Here is an 18,487-nt window from a genome sequence, read left to right as displayed (position 1 = left end):
TGCCCCGCACGCGTGAGGAGGTCGCCGGCGCTTCCTGCGCCGGCGTCAGAGGCTGAACGCGCTCGCCGCCGCGAGCCGCTCGATCCCGCGCGCCGTCCGCGCGCCGCTTCCCTCATCCGTATCGCTCCTTCCGCGACGATCCGTCATGCCCGCGAGGATGCACGTGCCGCACGCGTTCTCACGGCGGGTCCGGATGCTCGCGAGTCGTGAGCACGCCCACGAAAGACCGACATGACACCGTTCGCCGAGCGCGACATCCGCGCATCGTTCCTCAACGCCTCCCGCAAGGAGGCCTCCGACCTCTCCCTTCCCGCCGACGTCGCCGACCGCGACTTCACGCGCCTCGACTTCCTCGGCTGGGCCGACCCGAAGCTGCCGCGACGCGCGTACGTCGTCGCCGAGATCGCCGGCGGACCCGTCGGCGTGCTGCTGCGTCAGGCGGAGCAGCGCACGCTCACGCGCGCTCAGTGCTCGTGGTGCGAAGACGTGACGCTCGCCAACGACGTGCAGTTCTTCTCCGCACGCAAGGCGGGGGCCGCCGGGCGCAAGGGCGACACGATCGGCACGCTCGTCTGCGCGAACTTCGGCTGCAACGCGAATGTGCGGAGGCTCCCGCCGCTCGCCTACGAGGGATACGACCGCGAGGCCGCGCGCGAGGAGCGCATCCAGCGTCTGCGCGCGCACGTGCGGTCGTTCGTCCACGGGCTCGGCGCCTGACGCCCCCGGCGGCGCCATCCGCACTGCCATCCGGCCCGCGCCCGCTGGCGAACTGGAGTGTCGGCAGGCGGGCGGATGCTCAGGCCGACGTGCGGGCGGCCGTGATCGCCTTCTGCGCCATCTGCGCCGCGATGATCAGCAGGAACACGGCGAAGAGGACGTTGCCGAGCTGGGGGTCGACGAGGTGCGCGACCCACGCTCCGAGCGGCGTCATCGCGCAGGCGGCGAGACCGACGCAGCCGGCCGCGACGAAGTCGACGTTGCGCTTGCGGAAGTTCGCGACGGTGCCCGAGATCGAGGTCGGGATCATCATGAGCAGCGACGTCCCCTTCGCCACGAGATCGCTCACCCCGAACAGCAGCATGAGCACGGGGACGACGACGATGCCGCCGCCGACGCCGATGAGCCCCGAGAGGATGCCCGTGAGGAGGCCGAGCAGCACGAGCGCGGTGCCGTTGAGCCCGTCGATCACGAGCATGGCGTCGCGCGAGGGGACGATGAGGAACAGGCTCACGATGACGACGACGAGGAAGCCCACGAAGATCCAGCGCAGCACGGTCTCCGAGAGGATGTGCAGCAGCCGCACGCCGATCTGCGCGCCCACCACCGCCCCCGCCGCGATGAGGAGCCCGGCGATCCAGTCGACCTGCCCCTGCGTCGCGTAGGAGACGACGCCGACCGCGGCGGTCGGCAGGATGGCCGCCGACGACGTCCCCGCCCCGAAGCGCTGCGAGAACCCGACGAGCAGCACGAGCAGCGGGACGATGACCGTGCCGCCTCCGACGCCGAACAGACCCGAGAGGAACCCGGCGAGCGCTCCGATGAGCACGAAGGAGACGATCGCCCTCGGGCCGCGCCGCCGCACCTCGGTCACGACGCCGCGCCGTTCGCGAGGTCTCCGCACATCGACGCCATCGATCGCCTCCAAGTCAGCCGTGGTCAACCCGTCAACGCTACCAACGCCGTACGTCGCGCGATGACCGCCCTACCGCAGCGAGCGCACGAAGACGGCCGAGCCCTCGCCGGGCAGCCGCGTGAAGCCGAGCCGCTCGTAGAAGACGAGCGCCCCGGCGTTCGCCGGATCGGCGCCGAGGTGCACTCCGGGCACGCCGCGCTCGCGCAGCGCGTCCTGCAGCAGGCCGATGAGGCGGCGCCCGACGCCCTGGCCCTGCGCTCCGGGCAGCAGGTCGATGTGGAGATGCGCCGGATGGCCGGCCACGTACGGCGGCGTCTCGCGCCCGCGCCCGGATGCGTAGCGCAGCAGATCCGCCTCGCGCCCCGTCGCATCGCCGGGGTGCGGGAACCGCTCCGCGTGCGCCGGCCACCACTCGTCGAGGAACCACGTCTCGAACGCGACGGTGTCGGGCGCGCACACGAGGTAGCCCGCGGCGCGGCCGTCCGTCTCGACCGTGAAGGCAAGGTCGGGATGGCGATCGGCGTACGGGAAGAAGAACAGCGCGGGCCAGAGCCCGTCGTCGCTCAGCAGCCCCGTCGCGTCGCCGCCGGCGTCGGCCGTCCGCACGCAGACGTCGCCGAGCGCGGCGCGGTCGGCCGGGCGGTACGGACGGATGACCGACGTCACGACGAGCCTCGTGGCGGCCGCGCGACGAGCTCCCTGTGCAGCATCGCGAACCAGGCGTCCGGCTCGCTCCCCCAGCGCCGCCACCCGTCGGCGATCCACGCGACGCGGTCACGGTCGGCTCCCTGGCCCGCGGCCTGCTCGGCGAAGACCTCGCCGGAGATCCGGTCGGCCTGGCTCTCGCCCCACCAGCGCGTCGACTCTGCGTCGGCGTAGGTCCAGACGGACGCCGTGAGGCGGATGTCGGAGAGTCCCGCGGCGAGCGCCCACTCACGCAGGCGCCGCCCCGCATCCGGCTCGCCGCCGTTCGCTCGCGCGGCGGCGCGGTACGTGTCCCGCCACAGGTCGAGCTCGGGCGAGGCCGGATGCCAGGTCATGGCCGCGTAGTCCGCGTCGCGTGCCGCGACGACGCCGCCGGGGCGGCACACCCGCGCCATCTCGCGCAGCGCCGCGACGGGGTCGCCCAGGTGCTGCAGCACCTGATGGGCGTGCACGACGTCGAAGGAGTCGTCGCCGAACGGCAGGCTCATCGCGTCGCCGACGACGAAGCGCGTCGTCGTGTCGCCGCGCCCGGCCGCCGCGGCACGCGCCGTCTCGAGGGGGCCTCGACCCGTTCGAGCCCCGTGACGGCACCCGGGGCGACGGCTTCGGCGAGATCGAGCGTGATCGATCCCGGGCCGCAGCCGACGTCGAGCACCGTCATCCCCGGCTCGAGCAGCGGCAGCAGATAGGCAGCCGAGCTCGCCGCCGTGCGTGTGCCGTGCGACGCCAGCGTGCTCTGCTCGTGTCCGTGCGTGTATCGCGTCATCGCGCCGCGTCCTCTCCCGCGAGATCCCGGATGAGCGCACGGTGGAGGACCTCGCCGCACCGGGGTGCCGTCCGTCTCCGTGTGGCCGCCGAAGGGCGAGACGGACGTCGCGACTCCGCGGCGCCGGGTCGCACGGTCGCATCGATCATGCGTCAACGCTATCGGCGCCTCGCACCGGGGGCACGTCGCCCGTCGGGCGAGGCGGTCCCTCCCGGGGGAGGAGCCGCTCATCCGGCTCAGCCGACGCGGATGAGCTTCTTGTTCACGAACTCGTCCGCGGCGAGCAGGCCCAGCTCGCGCGACGTGCCGCTGCGCTTGACGCCGCCGAAGGGCAGCTCGGGACTGTCGGCGAGCACGACGTTGACGTAGACCATCCCCGCCTCGAGGCGATCGGCCACGCGCTGGGCCTGCTCGGCATCGGTCGTGAAGACGTACGAGCCCAGACCGAACGGCGTGTCGTTCGCGAGGCGGACGGCCTCCTCCTCGTCGGCGACGCGGTGGACGACGCCCGCGGGGCCGAAGAGCTCCTCGCGGTAGACGTCCATCTCGGGTGTGACGTCCGTCAGCACGGTGCCGGGGAAGTACGCCCCGGACCGCTGTCCGCCCACGACGAGGGTCGCTCCCTGCTCGACGGCGCGGTCGATCTGCGCCTGGAGCCGCTCGGCGGCCGCGAGCGAGGACAGCGGTCCGAGCACGGTGTCCTCGTCCAGCGGATGGCCGACCTTCGCCGCGCCCATCGCGCTCGCGAACCTCGCCAGGAACTCCTCGTACAGACCGTCCACGACGATGAACCGCTTGGCGCCGTTGCACGCCTGGCCGTTGTTGTCGAGCCGGGCGTCGACGGCCGCCCGCACGACCGCGTCGAGGTCGTCGGCGGACAGCACGATGAACGGGTCGGAGCCGCCGAGCTCGAGCGCCACCTTCTTCAGGTGCTGGCCCGCGAGCGCCGCGACGGCCGACCCCGCGCGTTCGGAGCCCGTCACCGACACGCCCTGCACGCGCGGGTCGGCGATGATCGCCGCCGACTGCTCGTTCGTCGCGTAGACGTTGACGTAGGCGCCGTCGGGCAGCCCCGCGTCGCGGAAGATCTCTTCGAGCGCCGCGGCCGACTCGGGGCACTGCGGTGCGTGCTTGAGGACGATCGCGTTGCCGTTCGCGAGGTTGGGGGCGGCGAACCGCGCGACCTGGTAGGCCGGGAAGTTCCACGGCATGATGCCGAGCAGGACGCCCAGGGGCGACCGGCGGATGACGGCCGTGCCCTCTCCGAGGATGTCGAGCGGCTGGTCGGCCGTGACGACGCCGGCGTTGTCGGCGTAGTACTCGATGATGTCGGCCGAGAAGTCGACCTCCCCGAGCGCCGCCGCGAACGGCTTCCCCATCTCGCGGACGATCGTCGACGCGAGCGACTCGCGCCGTTCGCGGTGCAGCGCGGCGACGCGCCGGAGGCCCGCGGCCCGCTCGTCGGCGGGCAGCGCCGACCAGGCCGCGAAGCCGGAGGCGGCGCGGGCGACCGCCTCGTCGATCTGCGCGTCGGTGAACGTGTCGTACTCGGCGACGGTCTCCCCCGTGGCGGGATCGACGACGGCGTAGTCGCTCATGGCTTCCTCCTGCGATCAGTCGTTCGGGATGAGCGTGTACTTCGTGGAGAGGTACTCGTGGATGCCCTCCACGCCCCCTTCGCGCCCCACGCCCGACTGCTTCACGCCGCCGAACGGCGCCGCCGCGTTGGAGACGACGCCCGCGTTGAGGCCCATCATGCCCGTCTCCAGCCGGTCGATCATGCGGTGGCCGCGCGCGAGATCCTGCGTGTAGACGTACGACACGAGCCCGTACTCCGTGTCGTTCGCGAGGCGGACGGCCTCGTCCTCGTCCTCGAACGTCGCGATCGCGAGCACGGGCCCGAAGATCTCCTCGCGGAGGATGGCGCTGCCCGCGGCGACGCCCGTCAGCACCGTGGGTGCGTAGAACGTCCCGGGTCCGTCGAGCTTCTCACCGCCCGTGAGCAGCGTCGCGCCGCGGCCGGTCGCGTCGACGACGAGCTCGTCGGCCTTCGCCACGGCGTCCTCGTCGATGAGCGGGCCGATCGCGACGCCGTCCTCCGTGCCGCGGCCGATGCGCATGGCCTCGACGCGCTCGGTGATCCGCGCGGCGAACGCCTCCGCGACCGACGCGTGCACGATGAAGCGGTTCGCCGCCGTGCACGCCTGGCCGATGTTGCGGAACTTCGCCGCCAGCGCGCCCTCCACGGCCTTGTCGAGGTCGGCGTCCTCGAACACGACGAACGGCGCGTTGCCGCCGAGCTCCATCGACACGCGCAGCACGCCCTCGGCGGCCTGCGCGATGAGCTGACGCCCGACCTCGGTCGAGCCCGTGAACGACAGCTTGCGCAGGCGCGGGTCGGAGATGATGGGCGCCGACACGCGCCGCGACGACGCCGAGGGGACGACGTTGACGACCCCGGCCGGGACGCCCGCCTCGGCCAGCAGCTGCGTGAAGAACAGCGTCGTGAGCGGGGTCAGCTGCGGGGGCTTGACGACGACCGTGCAGCCGGCCGCGAGCGCGGGGGCGATCTTGCGCGTCGCCATCGCGAAGGGGAAGTTCCACGGCGTGATGAAGAACGACGGTCCCACGGGGCGCTGCGACACGACCATCCGCCCCGTTCCCTCGGGGTTCAGGCCGTAGCGGCCCGTGATGCGCACGGCCTCCTCGCTGAACCAGCGCAGGAACTCGCCGCCGTACACGACCTCGCCTCGGGACTCCGCGAGCGGCTTGCCCATCTCGAGCGTCATGAGCAGGGCGATGTCCTCCTTGCGCTCCTGCACGAGCTCCCATGCCCGCCGCAGGATGTCGCTGCGCGTGCGCGGCGCCGTGGCCGCCCACTCCTCCTGCGCCGCCACGGCGGCGTCCAGCGCGCGTGTGCCGTCCTCGGCCGACGCGTCGGCGACGCGGGCGATCACCTCGTTCGTCGAGGGGTCGCGCACGTCGAAGGCCGCGCCGGCGGACGCGTCCGCCCACTCGCCTCCGATGAAGAGACGGGTCGGCACGGCGGCCAGCAGCGCGCTCTCGCGGTCGTTCGTCATATCGGTTCCTTTCGGTCGGTCTCAGGAAGGTCGCCGCGGCTCAGCGGCGAGCGCGGCGACTCGGCGGGGCGTCTCGGGAGAGTGTCTCGCCTCGGAAGAACGCCGGGCGGCGCACGGCCTGCCACACCATCACGACGATGCCGACGACGATGATCGCCATGCCGAGGAGGAAGACGAGACCGACGCCGCCGATGTTCGACCCGCTCTCAGAGTAGGCCGGGTCGGCGCTGTCCACGAGGGTCGTCGCGAAGAGGATCGCGAGGATGACGCCGCCGAGGAGCGGGAAGAGGAAGGTGAAGAAGAAGGCCCGGACCGAGTCCAGCCACTGCCTGCGGAAGTACCACACGCACGCGAAGGCGGTGATGCTGTAGTAGAGGCAGATCATCATGCCGAGGGTCAGGATCGTGTCCCAGAGCACGTCCTCGCTGACGACGCGCATCACCGCGTAGAACGCCGACGCCACCACGGAGGCGACGATCGTCGCGTAGCCGGGGGTGAAGAACCGCGGGCCGACCTTCCCGAAGGACGGCGGCAGGGCTCCGTAGTGGCCCATCGCGAGCAGCGTGCGCGCGGGCGAGACGAACGTCGACTGCAGCGAGGACGCGGAGCTGGTGAGAACCGCGAGCGACACGAGGAACGCCAGCGGCCCCATGATCTGCCCGGAGAGGGCGACGAAGACGTTCGACTGGATCTCGGGGTTCCCCAGCCCGTACGCCCCGTCCCCCGTGCCCGCGAACATCGTCAGCCCGACGGAGAGCAGCAGGTAGATCGTGACGATGGCGAGGACGGTGAGGGTCGCCGCGCGGCCAGGGGTCTTGCCGGGGTTCTTCGTCTCCTCGTTCATCGTGAGCGTGACGTCCCATCCCCAGAAGATGAAGATCGACAGCGACAGGCCGGCGACCGCGGCGCTGAAGGACGAGACGGCGAACGGGTCGAACCAGGACCACGAGAAGGGCGTCGGATCGAAGGCGTTGCCGCTCAGCGTCTGGACGACGGCCGTTCCCGCGAACACGAGCAGGACGAGCACCTGGAAGGTCACGAGGACGTACTGGAGCCTCTGCGTGGTCTGCATGTCGCGGTATGAGACGAACGTCGCCCCGAGCATGAAGAGCAGGCAGACCACGATGTTGATCCAGGTCACGCCCGCGAGCTGCGCCGCCGAGTCCTGTCCCGTGACCTGCGCGACGAACAGGAAGAGGAAGTCCACCGCGATGCCGGCGAGGTTCGAGAGCACGAGGATCGTCGCCACGACGAGCCCCCATCCGGCCATCCAGCCGACCCACGGCCCGAAGGCGCGCGTCGCCCAGGTGAACGACGTGCCCGAGTCGGGCATCTCGCGGTTGAGCTCGCGGTAGCCGAACGCGACGAGCAGCATCGGGATGAATCCCACGAGGATGATCGCGGGCACCTGGGCGCCGACGGCGCTCGTGGTGGGGCCGATCGCGGCGGTGAAGGTGTAGGCCGGCGCGATGCAGGAGATGCCGATCACGACGGCGCCGAGGAGGCCGACCGCCCCCGTGCTCAGCCCCTTGCGGGAGATGCCGGCGGTGACGGGGTCGGACGCGGCGACGGGCTGCTCCTCGGACATGGCTCAGCCCTCTCCCGACGCCCGCGTGCGGGGCACGACGACCAGGGGAACGGGCAGCTCGTGCAGCATCTTCGCCGCCGTGGAGCCGAGGAACAGGAGCCGGGGACGGGCGAGCCGGCTGGAGCCGACGAGGACGACCTCCCCCGGCAGCCAGTCCAGACGGGCGACGGCGTCCTCGATGCTCTCGCCGTCGGCGACGACGGCGTCGACGGCGAGACCCGCCGGCAGCTGGTCTCGGGCGGCGTCGAGCACCTCGTCCGCGTGCGACGAGCCCACCGCGCGGATCGCCGCCGTCTCCAGGCCCGCGGGCAGGTCGACCGTCACGAGCGAGACGAGGCGCAACGGCACCCCGGCCGCCGTCGCGAGCGCGGCCGCCTCGTCGATGAGCACGTCGGCGCCCGGGCGCGTGCCGACGGCCGCCGTCACGCGCGAGAGCGGTGCGGCGTCCTCCGCCGACCCCGCCGGCGCGAGCACCACGGGCACGTCGGACGAGTGCAGGAGCTCGCTCGCGACCGAGCCGAGGCGATGACGGCCTCGGCGGCCGCCGTTCGCGGCGCCCACGACGATGTGCGACGCGGCGAACTCGCGCGCCGCCGCCACGAGGCCCTCCGCGGACGAGTCGGCCGTGCGCACGTGCGCGTTGCGGCCCACCCCGGACGGCAGGATGTCGGCGGCGTCGCGCAGCCAGTCGCGTGCCTGGTCGCGCACGTACGCGTCGTACGACGCGTCGGGCGGCGTGAGCACGCTGCGGCCGTCGGACGGCACGACGAGGACGACCTCGACGAATGCTCCGGCGGCTTCGGCGATGCGTCCGGCGAGAGCGACCGCGTCCGCGCCCTGCGGCGTGGCCGTGTAGCCGACGACGAGCGAGGCGGTCATGACCGCGACAGCTCGACGATGTCGGCCGCGGCGAGGCGGCCCATCCGTATGGCGCCGTCGACGTGCTGGTATCCGAGCCCTGCGAGGTCGCTGCACGCGAAGTGGACCGGGCCGACGGGAGTGCTCTGGTCCTTGCCGTAGCGGTGCAGGCCTCCCAGGTCGAAGCTCGCCGCGTAGGCGCCGCGGGTCCACTCCTCCGAGCCCCAGTCGCTCTCGTAGTAGACGACGGGGTTCTTCGCCTCGGGCCCGTAGTAGTGGGAGAGCGACTCGAGGATGCGCTCCCTGCGCTCCTCGGCGCTCAGCTCGAACACGTCATCGGCGTTCTTGTCGGAGACGAAGCCGACGAGGGTGCCCCGCTCGTCGCCGTGGATGGTGTTGTCGTATGCCTCGTGCGACAGCTCGTAGGGGCTGAAGGCGGTTCCCGACAGTCCCTGCTCGCGCCAGAACGGGCGGTCGTACACGGCATGCACCTTGATGACGAAGCCCATCGAGAGGTGCTGGTGGAGCTGGTGCTGCCTGCGCGGCAGAGCGGGAACGAACGAGATGCGGTCGTAGAGCACGGGCGCGAGCGCGAGGATCGCGTGCCTCGCGCGCACGGTGACACCCTCCGCCTCCGCGACGACGCCGCCCGCCCCCCAGCGGAGCGTCCGCACGGGGGCGTTCAGGTGGACATCGTCCCCGAGCCGGTCCGCGAGGAGCTGCGGGACCTGCTGCAGCCCGCCGACGACGCGCTGGTCGAGGATGAAGTCGGCGTCGACGAGGTTCGAGAAGCTCCCGGCGCTCGCGGCCATGTGCAGCGCCTGCAGGGCGGAGAACGCGTGGGCGGGCTTCGTGAGCATCGCGCCCGCGATGAACAGCGCGATGTTGTCGCGGGCCTCCCGGTCGTCCGTCTGCCGGGCGAGCCACGCCTCGAACGAGATCGTGTCGAGCGCCTCCGCGTCGGGGTGCTCCCAGGGGCGGGCGGGGTCGATCTCGGCGACGAGGCGGTCGAGCCTCTCGATGAGCTCGACCATGACCCTCTCGGTCTCGGCCGCGACGGGGAAGATCTCGCCCGTGAAGCGCGTGAGCTCGCCGTCGGGGCCGATGTACACGCTCTCGCCCTCGCGGTACCGGCTGTAGGTCTCGAGGCCGAGCTCGGCGATCGTCTCCGTGAGCGCGTCCTGGTCCGGCGACACCCACTGGCCGCCGATCTCGAGCGTCGCGCCCTCGACGACGTCGGTCCAGAGACGCCCGCCGACGCGGTCGCGCGCCTCCAGCACGGCGACCGAGAGCCCGGCCTTCTTCAGCTCGTTGGCCGCCGTGGTGCCGGCGGCGCCGGCGCCGACGACGACGACGTCGCGTGTGATGTCTGTCATGAGGACTCCCTCGTTGGGTGGATGACGACGCGCGCGGTCAGCCGCGCCCGGCTGTCTCGCGGCTGCGCCGACGCTGCACGATGAGGCCTGCGACGATGCACACGATCGCCACGACGAAGCTCGTCGAGACCTCCACCAGACGCGTGGGACCCGCGAAGAACATGAAGACGAGCAGCGCCGAGAGGGCCACGATGACCGCCCACGTGATGTACGGATGCCCCCACATGCGGATCGCCGAGTCCTCGGCGCCCGTGATCCTGCGGCTGCGCAGCTGCGAGACGGCGATCATGATCCAGACGAAGATCGCGATGGCGCCGGTGGAGTTGACGAGGAAGGAGAACACGTAGTCGGGCGCGACGTAGTTGAGGATGACCGTGAGGAGGCCCACGACGGCCGAGACGAGGATCGCCGCGTAGGGCGTGCCGCGGCGCGACACCTTGCGGAGGGCGCGCGGGGCCTCCCCGCGGCCGGCAAGGGAGAACGCCATGCGCGAGGCGGTGTACAGGGAGGCGTTGAGGGTCGAGAGCAGCGCGCTGAGGACGATGATCTCCATCGCGAGCCCGGCCCATCCCACGCCCGCCACGTCGAGCATCGTCACGAACGGACTGACGCCGGCGGTGATCCGGTCCCACGGCAGCACGATGAGCACGACGAGGATCGAGCCGATGTAGAAGAGGAGGATGCGCCACACGACGGAGTTGACCGCCTTGCGGACGGCGGCCTGCGGATGCTCCGACTCCCCGGCCGCGACCGTGGCGACCTCGGCCCCGAACATCGAGAAGATGACGGGCAGCAGCGCCGTGAGCACGCCCGCGATCCCGTAGGGCAGGAACCCTCCCCCGGCCGGGACGAGGTTTGCGAACGACGCGGTGTCGTTGGGGACGACCCCGAGGATGAGGAGGACGCCCACGATGATGAACACGACGATCGCGGCGATCTTGATCGAGGCGAACCAGAACTCGAACTCGCCGAAGGACTTCACGGAGATGAGGTTCGCCGCGAGGAAGAAGAGGGTGATGACGAGCGCCGCCGCCCACTGCGGGACGGCGGGGAGCCATCCGCTGATGATCGCGGCGGCCGCCGTGGCCTCGATGCCGACCACGACGACCCAGAACCACCAGTAGAGCCATCCGATCGACAGCCCCGCCCAGGGTCCGATGAACCGCGTGGCGTAGGCGGAGAACGAGCCCGTCTCGGGCGACGCGGAGGCCATCTCGCCCAGCATCCGCATGACGAGGACGACGATGAGCCCTCCCACGGCGTAGGCGAGGATGACGCCGGGCCCCGCCGCGAGGATCGCCGTGCTGGACGCGACGAGGAGCCCCGCGCCGATCACGCCGCCGAGGGCGATCATCGACAGGTGGCGGGGCTTGAGCGTGTGGGCGAGCTGCGTGTCCTGGTGGACCGCCTCGACGACGGCCGGCTCGCCGAAGATCACCTCGGTGTCCGGCGCGGCCTGTCGTGCGTCGCGGGAGGGGGGTGTGCGGACCATGGGAACCTTCCTGGGGACCATCGGCTCGATGCCGTCTGGTCGTCGGGGACGCCGGCGTGCGGAGCGGGGCGGCGCGGTGGAGAAGAGGCGGTGCGGCGGGGGTCCGGCCGGCGGGATCGCCGCCGGCCGACGGTCAGGCTGCGGCGAGTGCGTCCGTGACGACGCCGAGTCCCTCCGACAGCAGGTCGTCGGCGATCGAGAGGGGCGGCAGGAATCGGATGACGTTCCCGTACGTGCCGCAGGTGAGGACGATGACGCCGGCCGCGATCGCGGCCTTCGCCACGGCGGCGGTGAGCGTCGCGTCCGGCTCGCCGGTGACGGGGTCGACGAACTCCGCGGCGACCATCGCTCCGACGCCGCGGACGTCTCCGAGCCGGGGATCGGACTGCTGCACCCTCGTGAGGTGCTGGGTGAGGAGCGCGCCGATCTCGCGCGCCCGCTCGACCAGCCCGTCGTTCTCGAACGCGTCGATCGCCGCGAGCGCCGCGGCGCAGGCGACGGGGTTGCCGCCGTAGGTGCCACCGAGGCCGCCGGCGTGCGAGGCGTCCATGATCTCGGCCCTGCCCGTGACCGCCGCGAGCGGCAGCCCCGCCGCGATGCCCTTCGCGGTCGTGATGAGGTCGGGGACGATGCCGAAGTGCTCGCTGGCGAACATCGCCCCTGTCCGGCCGAAGCCGGTCTGCACCTCGTCGGCGATGAAGACGACGCCGTTCGCGCGGCACCACTCGACGACCGCGGGGAGGAAGCCTTCCGCGGGGACGATGAAGCCGCCCTCGCCCTGGATCGGCTCGATGACGACGGCGGCGAGGTTGTCGGCCCCGATCTGCTTCTCGATCTGCGCGATCGCGCGCCTCGCCGCCTCCGCGCCGGACAGGCCGTCGCGATAGGGGTACGAGAGGGGCGCCCGGTACACCTCGGGTGCGAAGGGGCCGAAGCCGCTCTTGTAGGGCATCGACTTCGCGGTGAGGGCCATCGTGAGGTTCGTGCGGCCGTGGTAGCCGTGGTCGAACGCGACCACGGCCTGACGGCCTGTGTGCTTGCGCGCGATCTTCACGGCGTTCTCCACGGCCTCGGCGCCGGAGTTGAACAGCGCCGACCTCTTCGCGTGGTCGCCGGGCGCGAGGCGGTTGAGCGCCTCCGCGACGGCCACGTACGACTCGTACGGCGAGACCATGAAGCACGTGTGCGTGAAGGCGGCGACCTGCGCCTGGACGGCCTCGACGACCTTCGGGTGGGCGTTGCCCACGGTCGTCACGGCGATGCCGGAGCCGAGGTCGATGAGGGAGTTGCCGTCGGCGTCGACGACGACGCCGCCGCCCGCTGCGACGGCCGAGATCGGCACGGTGTGCCCGACCCCCGCGGCGACGGCGTCGGCCTTGCGCGCCAGGAGCTCCTGCGAGCGCGGGCCGGGGATCGAGGTCACGAGCCGGCGCTCCTGGGGGAGGGCCGGGCCGCCCGCGACGGGGGCGAGGGATGCGGTGCTCATCCCGCGAGCGTAGGTCCCTCACCACACCCGCGCATTCGCCGATGCGTACAGATCCCTGCCATCCGCTATACGCTCTGTACATCATGTCGCCGCCTGCCCCGTCCGCCCCGACGCTGCGCGCCCTGCTCTCTCGCGCCGACCTCCGCCTGCGCCTCGCGCCGGGCGCGCGCGACACGTCGGCGCTGACACGTCCCATCCGCTGGGTGCACAGCTCCGACCTCGCCGATCCCACGCCGTTCATCGCCGAGGAGATGGTGCTGCTGACCACGGGCACCCAGTTCTCGGGAGACGATCCCGTCCCCTACGACGCGTACGTGCAGCGGCTCGCGGATCGCGGCGTCGTCGCCCTCGGCTTCGGAACGGAGGTGGTCCGGGCCGGGATCCCGGCCCCGCTCGCGGACGCGTGCGGGGCGCGTGCGCTCCCGCTCTTCGAGGTGCCCTACCGCACGCCGTTCATCGCCGTCGCCCGTGCCGTCGCGGAGGCGCTCGCCGCCGGGGCGTACGCCCGGCGCACATGGGCGCTGTCGGCTCAGCGCGCCGTCGCGCTCGCCGCGCTGCGGCAGGACGGGATGGGCTCCGCCCTGACCGAGCTGTCGCGACAGCTGGGCGCGTGGGTCGGGCTCTACGACTCCGCCGGCGCGATCGTGCGCGCCGCGTCCCGACTCGGCGCCGACGCGGACGAGCAGGTCGGACGGGAGGCCGCGACGATGCTCGCCCGGGGCGCGAGCGCCGCCGGGGTCGTCCGCGTCGGCGAGCGCGCGTTCACCCTGCAGACCCTCGGCCCGGGCGGGAGCCTGCGCGGAGTCCTCGCCGTCGGCGCCGAGGCCCTCGACGAGGAGGCGCGGAGCGTCGTCACGGCCGTCGTCGCGATGACGGGCTTCGCCCTGGAGCAGAACGAGTCCCTCGTCCGGACACGCGGCACGCTGCGCGCGGGCGTGGTGCGCGCGCTGCTCACGGGCGACACGGCTCTCGCGGGCGAGATCGCCGACGCCGCCTGGGGCGGCCTTCCGTCCGATCCCGTCGTGGTCGCGGCGACCGACGGCGCTCCGGCAGCCCTCTCGGCGTTCCTGGAGCTGCACGCGGAACGCGAGCAGGAGAGGTTCTTCTTCGGAGAGGAACCGACGGGAGGGCTGGCGATGGCGATGCCCGCCGACGCCGCCGACGCGCTCGGGCATCTCGTCGAGCGGTTCGGCGTCCGGATCGGCGTCTCGGAGCCCGCTCCCCTCGGGTCGTTCGGCGCGGCGCTCGAGGAGGCCCGCATCGCCCGCGGTCGGGGGGAGGCGGTCACGCGCTTCGCCGACGTCGCATCGGCCGGCGTGCTGAGCACCCTCTCGGACGACGCGGCGAGCGTCGCCCGCTCCGTCCTCGCTCCCGTCGTCCGCTACGACGAGGCCCACGGCACCGCCGTCCTCGACTCGATCCGCGCCTGGCTGCTGCACGACACGCGCTACGACGACGCCGCCCGGGCGCTGGGCGTGCACCGGCACACCGTGCGGACCCGCATCCGTCTCGCCGAGCGGCTGCTCGAACGCGACCTGCGGTCGTTCGCCGCCCGGGCCGAGATCTGGGTCGCCCTGCTCGCCGCGCGGGAGGGGGCGCGTCCTTCCGGCTCGTCCTAGCGCCGTCGGGCCTCGTGCACCGCCCACCACACGAGCGGCGCCTGCAGCGGCAGGCGCAGGGCGGCGATGACCCGGCCTCGCCGCGAGCGCGCACGGCGGAAGGACTCGACGTTGCCCGGGAACACCGCGACGAAGAACACGCCCACCGCCGCCGCGGCGAGCCGCCGGGTGCGCGGGGGCAGCAACGCGGCGGCGAGGAGCACCTCGGCCGCACCGCTCACGACGACGACCTGCCGCCGCGTGCCGGGCACCCAGTCCGGCACGATCGGCTCGTAGATCCGCGGCCTGGCGAGGTGCAGCGCGCCCGCGGCTGCGAGCAGGGCGGCGAGGACGGCGGTGGATGCGCGCATACCCGATGCTCTCATCCGCCTCGCCGGGAGGCCATCGGATGGTAGGTTGTGACCGTCATCGTTTTTTCGGTCACAACCGCAGGAGGATCCCCGTGGAACGCAGGATCGAGATCGCGCTCTCCTGGGGCTCCGTCTCGGCCCTGGAGTGGACGCACGGATCGGCCGCGGACCGCGCCGTGCTCCTGCTGCACGGCGGAGGGACCGACAGCGCGTCGCTCTCGTGGGGCGGGATCGGCGGCCGGATCGCCGGCGCGGGCTATCGCGTCATCGCCCCCGACCATCCCGGCCACGGCCGCAGCCCGTCCGCGCCGTGGCCGGTCACGCAGGAGCGGCTGGTCGAGCACGTCGGCGAGGTCGTCGACGCGCTCGCGCTGGAACGCCCCGCGATCGGCGGGCTCTCGCTCGGCGGCGGGATGGCCATCGGCCATGCGCTCCGGCAGCCGGGACGCGTGAGCGGCGCGATGGTGCTCGGCGGCTACGGCATCATGCCGAGGCTCGGCGCCGGATGGCTGTCGCGTCCCGCCCAGCTCCTCGGCTGGGCACTCGTCCGAAGCGGCCTGATGCCCGCGCTCATGCGCTCCTACGCGTCGTCCCCGGCGAGGATGGAGCGCGGCCTCCGCGATCTCGTCCGGGACGCGGACCGGCGCACGCCCGAGCTCGTCGCCGAGGCGATGCACACGCTGCGGCGCGAGGGCGCCCTGGAGACGTTCCAGGAGTGGCAGCGCGACGAGGTCCTGTGGAACCGGCTGCGCACGGACTACTCGTCGCGGCTCGGCGCCCTCCGCGCCCCCGTGCTGCTCGTGCACGGCGAGAGCGACGCCGGCGTGCCCCTCGCCGCGGCGCGCCGCGCGGAGCGCCTCCTCCCCGACGCACGCCTCGTCGTCGCGCCCGGCGCGGGTCACTGGGTGCAGCGCGACGCGCCCGACGTCGCCGTCGCGGCCATGACCGGCTTCCTCGACTCTCTGGAGCGGTAGCCGGTGCCCCGCCCCCTCATCCCCGATCGCCGCGCGCGCATCCTCGACGCCACGGAGGCTCTCGTGCTCGAACGCGGGTTCGACGCCATGAGCGTCCAGAGCATCGCCGGCCGGGTCGGCATCGCCAAGGGCGCCGTGTACCGCGAGTTCACGAGCAAGAACGAGATCCTCGACGAGCTGCTGCGGCGCGCGATGACGCGGATGACGCGGAAGAGCGAGGCTCTCCTGGGCGGACAGGGGCGTCCGCCCCTCAGCCGCGCCTACGCCGTCGGCGCGCGCGTCCTCCTCGACGACCGGCTCATGACCGCGGCCTTCCTCGACGACCGCGGTGTGCTCGGGGCGTACCTCGACGCCGTCGACGACGACCGCTATCGGCGACGTCACCGCGATGTGGTCGCCTGGATCGAGACGCTGCAGCGTCGAGGCTCCCTCAGCCGCGCCGTCGACGCCGAGGCCTTGGCGCTCGTGCTGTCGAGCACGACGATCGGGCTCCTCCAGGCGGCGCGCCATGTCGGCCCCGTGACGGAGGACGATCTCCACGCGGCGATCGAGACGATCGGGGGCCTCCTGCGCCCGCTCGAACGCGCCGACGACGACGGCTGACCCCGCCGCGCGCCTCAGCGGGCGTCGTCGTGCTCGAGGATGCCCTGCGCGTTGTCGGCGACCCACTCGACCAGCGGGAGCATGCGCTCCATGAGATCGCGCCCGAGCGGAGTGAGGCTGTACTCCACGTGCGGGGGCACCGTCGGCAACGACTCACGGTGCACGAGGCCGTCGGCTGCGAGCGTGCGCAGCGTCGAGGCGAGCATCTTCTCGCTGATGCCGTCGACCTCCCGCCGGAGCTCCCCCCAGCGGAGCGTGCCGTCGGACAGCGACGACAGCACCAGGACTCCCCACTTGCTCATGATGTGGTCGAGGACGACACGCGTTCCGCAGCCCTCCGTGAAGACGCGCGGCGTCGACTCCTTGATCTCAGCGAAACTAACCGTCATGTGGGTACCTTACGTCAAAGTGGGTATGGTCTGCTGGGAAGGCTCCGCGCTGGGGCCACGTTGTCGCCTACGACCCATCCACGAAAGGACTCGTCATGACCACACTCGTCACCGGAGCCACAGGCCAGCTCGGCCGCCTCGTCATCGATCGCCTCATCGCACGCGGGGCCGAGCCGCAGAGCATCGTCGCCGGCGCGCGCGACACCGCCAAGGCGTCCGACCTCGCCGCACGCGGCGTGCGCGTCGTGCCGCTCGACTACGACGACGCCGCGACCGTGACGGCCGCCGTGGACGGCGCCGACGCGGTGCTCCTCATCTCGGGTTCGGCGGTCGGCAGGCGCGCCGCCCAGCACCAGGTCGTGATCGATGCCGCCGTCGCCGCGGGCGTGGAGAAGCTCGTCTACACGAGCGCGCCGAAGGCCACCACGAGCGACCTCGTCCTCGCGCCGGAGCACAAGGCGACGGAGGAGGCCATCGCCGCGTCGGGCCTCCCCGCCGTCATCCTCCGCAACAACTGGTACACCGAGAACTACGCCGCCGAGGTGGCGCGCGCCGCCGACACGGGCGCGATCTCCGCCAGCGTCGGCGAGGGCCGCGTCGCCTCCGCGAGCCGCGCCGACCTCGCCGACGGCGCGGCCGTCGTCCTGCTCGAGGACGGCCACGTCGGGCAGGTGTACGAGCTCGGCGGCGACGTCGCCTGGAACTACCACGACCTCGCCGCAGCCGCCGCCGAGATCACGGGCCGTCCCGTGACGTACGTCGCGCTGTCGCCCGAGGAGCACGCCGCAGCGCTCAGGGCCGCCGGCCTCGACGAGGGCACCATCGGCTTCGTGACGGCGCTCGACGCCGGCATCCGAGGCGGCGCGCTGGCCGACACGGACGGCACCCTGTCCCGCCTCATCGGCCGCCCGACCACTCCGCTCGTGGAGGGCCTGCGCGCCGCTCTCTGACCGGACGCATCGGGGCCGTACCGCTGGTGCGGTGCGGCCCCTCTCGCGCCTCTCAGTCCCTCGCGTACACGACAAGACCCCGGAATTCCGGGAGTCCTGGTCGGTAGCCGCACGCTTCACGTCTGCGTCGACCAGCTCCACGGAGCCGCCTCACATTTGCGGAAAGGCCACAGCCACGTGCCCGGAGACTTCGTCGTCACGATCGACGAGGAGCCGAGCAACGGCATCTGTCGGCGACTGCACACTGAACTTCGCGCTCGTGTCACCGCCGATCGTCCGATCGCCGTCACTTTCGATCAAGCGCGCCGCCTTCGCAACGAGGCGCGGTGCAGCTGCACGGAGGAGAGCCTGGAAGGCTTCGTTCTCCGCCGACGGGCCGCTCAAGTGCCCGAGCTCAAGGCGCCTCGCGATGTATGGCCAGAATTCCGGATCCGAACCCGGAACTGTGTCGAGCAGGAGTGACAGGGTGTCTGGGCCGAGCGACGCTGGCGATTCCCTCACCCCCGGGAACGACGTGGATGTGTTCCCGCCGCCGACCCACGCCGCCTGCAGCAACATCTGTACCCGAGAAACGGAGCTTGTGCCGCATCCATGCGGTTCGCCGTCCGGGACGAGTCC

Annotated in this window: 17 protein-coding genes and 1 pseudogene; 5 read left to right on the top strand and 13 right to left on the bottom strand. The window is 72.5% G+C overall.

What is annotated here, in order from left to right; all coding sequences use genetic code 11:
* Positions 1-231 precede the first annotated feature (231 nt).
* A complete protein-coding gene (locus tag N8K70_RS03120) occupies positions 232-717 on the top strand; it encodes an FBP domain-containing protein (protein WP_317140155.1) in 486 nt (161 codons plus the stop codon).
* Positions 718-796: 79 nt separating this feature from the next.
* On the opposite strand, the gene N8K70_RS03115 is transcribed toward N8K70_RS03120, so the two are convergent.
* From N8K70_RS03115 to gabT, 10 genes and pseudogenes are all read right to left on the bottom strand, one after another.
* Positions 797-1,591 (bottom strand): sulfite exporter TauE/SafE family protein, encoded by a 795-nt coding sequence (locus N8K70_RS03115; RefSeq protein ID WP_317141164.1) that lies wholly within the window; start codon positions 1,589-1,591, stop codon positions 797-799.
* A gap of 111 nt (positions 1,592-1,702) precedes the next feature.
* Positions 1,703-2,299, bottom strand: a complete 597-nt coding sequence (locus N8K70_RS03110; protein WP_317140154.1) for a GNAT family N-acetyltransferase — start codon at positions 2,297-2,299, stop codon at positions 1,703-1,705.
* A pseudogene (locus tag N8K70_RS03105) lies at positions 2,296-3,104 on the bottom strand (methyltransferase domain-containing protein). Before N8K70_RS03105 ends, N8K70_RS03110 begins: the two are co-directional and overlap by 4 nt.
* Positions 3,105-3,340: 236 nt before the next feature.
* Complete coding sequence (locus N8K70_RS03100) at positions 3,341-4,702, bottom strand: NAD-dependent succinate-semialdehyde dehydrogenase (RefSeq protein WP_317140153.1); 1,362 nt, start codon at positions 4,700-4,702, stop codon at positions 3,341-3,343.
* 15 nt (positions 4,703-4,717) lie between these two features.
* Positions 4,718-6,184 (bottom strand): NAD-dependent succinate-semialdehyde dehydrogenase, encoded by a 1,467-nt coding sequence (locus tag N8K70_RS03095; RefSeq protein ID WP_317140152.1) that lies wholly within the window; start codon positions 6,182-6,184, stop codon positions 4,718-4,720.
* A gap of 40 nt (positions 6,185-6,224) precedes the next feature.
* Positions 6,225-7,772, bottom strand: coding sequence for an APC family permease (locus tag N8K70_RS03090; protein ID WP_317140151.1), 1,548 nt, complete (start codon positions 7,770-7,772; stop codon positions 6,225-6,227).
* A gap of 3 nt (positions 7,773-7,775) precedes the next feature.
* Positions 7,776-8,651 carry a universal stress protein gene (locus N8K70_RS03085; protein WP_317140150.1) on the bottom strand — a complete coding sequence of 292 codons (876 nt, stop codon included), beginning with the start codon at positions 8,649-8,651 and terminating at the stop codon, positions 7,776-7,778.
* Positions 8,648-10,006, bottom strand: a complete 1,359-nt coding sequence (locus N8K70_RS03080) for a flavin monoamine oxidase family protein (protein WP_317140149.1) — start codon at positions 10,004-10,006, stop codon at positions 8,648-8,650. Before N8K70_RS03080 ends, N8K70_RS03085 begins: the two co-directional genes overlap by 4 nt.
* 37 nt (positions 10,007-10,043) lie before the next feature.
* Positions 10,044-11,498: an amino acid permease gene (locus tag N8K70_RS03075; RefSeq protein ID WP_317140148.1), complete on the bottom strand. Its 1,455-nt coding sequence runs from the start codon at positions 11,496-11,498 to the stop codon at positions 10,044-10,046.
* 133 nt (positions 11,499-11,631) lie between these two features.
* Positions 11,632-12,984 (bottom strand): 4-aminobutyrate--2-oxoglutarate transaminase, encoded by a 1,353-nt coding sequence (gene gabT, locus N8K70_RS03070; protein WP_317140147.1) that lies wholly within the window; start codon positions 12,982-12,984, stop codon positions 11,632-11,634.
* A gap of 83 nt (positions 12,985-13,067) precedes the next feature.
* Between gabT and N8K70_RS03065 the strand changes: the two genes are divergently transcribed.
* Complete coding sequence (locus N8K70_RS03065; RefSeq protein WP_317140146.1) at positions 13,068-14,603, top strand: PucR family transcriptional regulator; 1,536 nt, start codon at positions 13,068-13,070, stop codon at positions 14,601-14,603.
* Here the strand turns inward: N8K70_RS03065 and N8K70_RS03060 are convergent.
* Positions 14,600-14,953, bottom strand: a complete 354-nt coding sequence (locus N8K70_RS03060) for a DoxX family protein (RefSeq protein ID WP_317140145.1) — start codon at positions 14,951-14,953, stop codon at positions 14,600-14,602. The genes N8K70_RS03065 and N8K70_RS03060 overlap by 4 nt on opposite strands.
* Positions 14,954-15,045: 92 nt before the next feature.
* Here N8K70_RS03060 and N8K70_RS03055 point away from each other — a divergent pair, with 92 nt between their 5' ends.
* Positions 15,046-15,927, top strand: coding sequence for an alpha/beta fold hydrolase (locus tag N8K70_RS03055; protein WP_317140144.1), 882 nt, complete (start codon positions 15,046-15,048; stop codon positions 15,925-15,927).
* A gap of 3 nt (positions 15,928-15,930) precedes the next feature.
* A complete protein-coding gene (locus N8K70_RS03050; RefSeq protein WP_317140143.1) occupies positions 15,931-16,530 on the top strand; it encodes a TetR/AcrR family transcriptional regulator in 600 nt (199 codons plus the stop codon).
* A 14-nt stretch (positions 16,531-16,544) separates the two neighbouring features.
* On the opposite strand, the gene N8K70_RS03045 is transcribed toward N8K70_RS03050, so the two are convergent.
* Positions 16,545-16,919, bottom strand: coding sequence for a winged helix-turn-helix transcriptional regulator (locus tag N8K70_RS03045; RefSeq protein ID WP_317140142.1), 375 nt, complete (start codon positions 16,917-16,919; stop codon positions 16,545-16,547).
* A 95-nt stretch (positions 16,920-17,014) separates the two neighbouring features.
* Between N8K70_RS03045 and N8K70_RS03040 the strand changes: the two genes are divergently transcribed.
* Positions 17,015-17,869 (top strand): SDR family oxidoreductase, encoded by an 855-nt coding sequence (locus tag N8K70_RS03040; RefSeq protein WP_317140141.1) that lies wholly within the window; start codon positions 17,015-17,017, stop codon positions 17,867-17,869.
* 150 nt (positions 17,870-18,019) lie between these two features.
* On the opposite strand, the gene N8K70_RS03035 is transcribed toward N8K70_RS03040, so the two are convergent.
* The gene (locus N8K70_RS03035; RefSeq protein ID WP_317140140.1) at positions 18,020-18,427 is read right to left on the bottom strand and encodes a hypothetical protein; all 408 of its coding nucleotides are present in this window, start codon (positions 18,425-18,427) and stop codon (positions 18,020-18,022) included.
* Positions 18,428-18,487: the final 60 nt, after the last annotated feature.

This window comes from Microbacterium sp. AB (assembly GCF_032878875.1).
Classification (GTDB): Bacteria; Actinomycetota; Actinomycetes; order Actinomycetales; family Microbacteriaceae; genus Microbacterium; species Microbacterium betulae.
The sequence above is the reverse complement of the archived record's forward strand: the minus strand, read 5'-3'. Positions and strand labels throughout refer to the sequence as shown.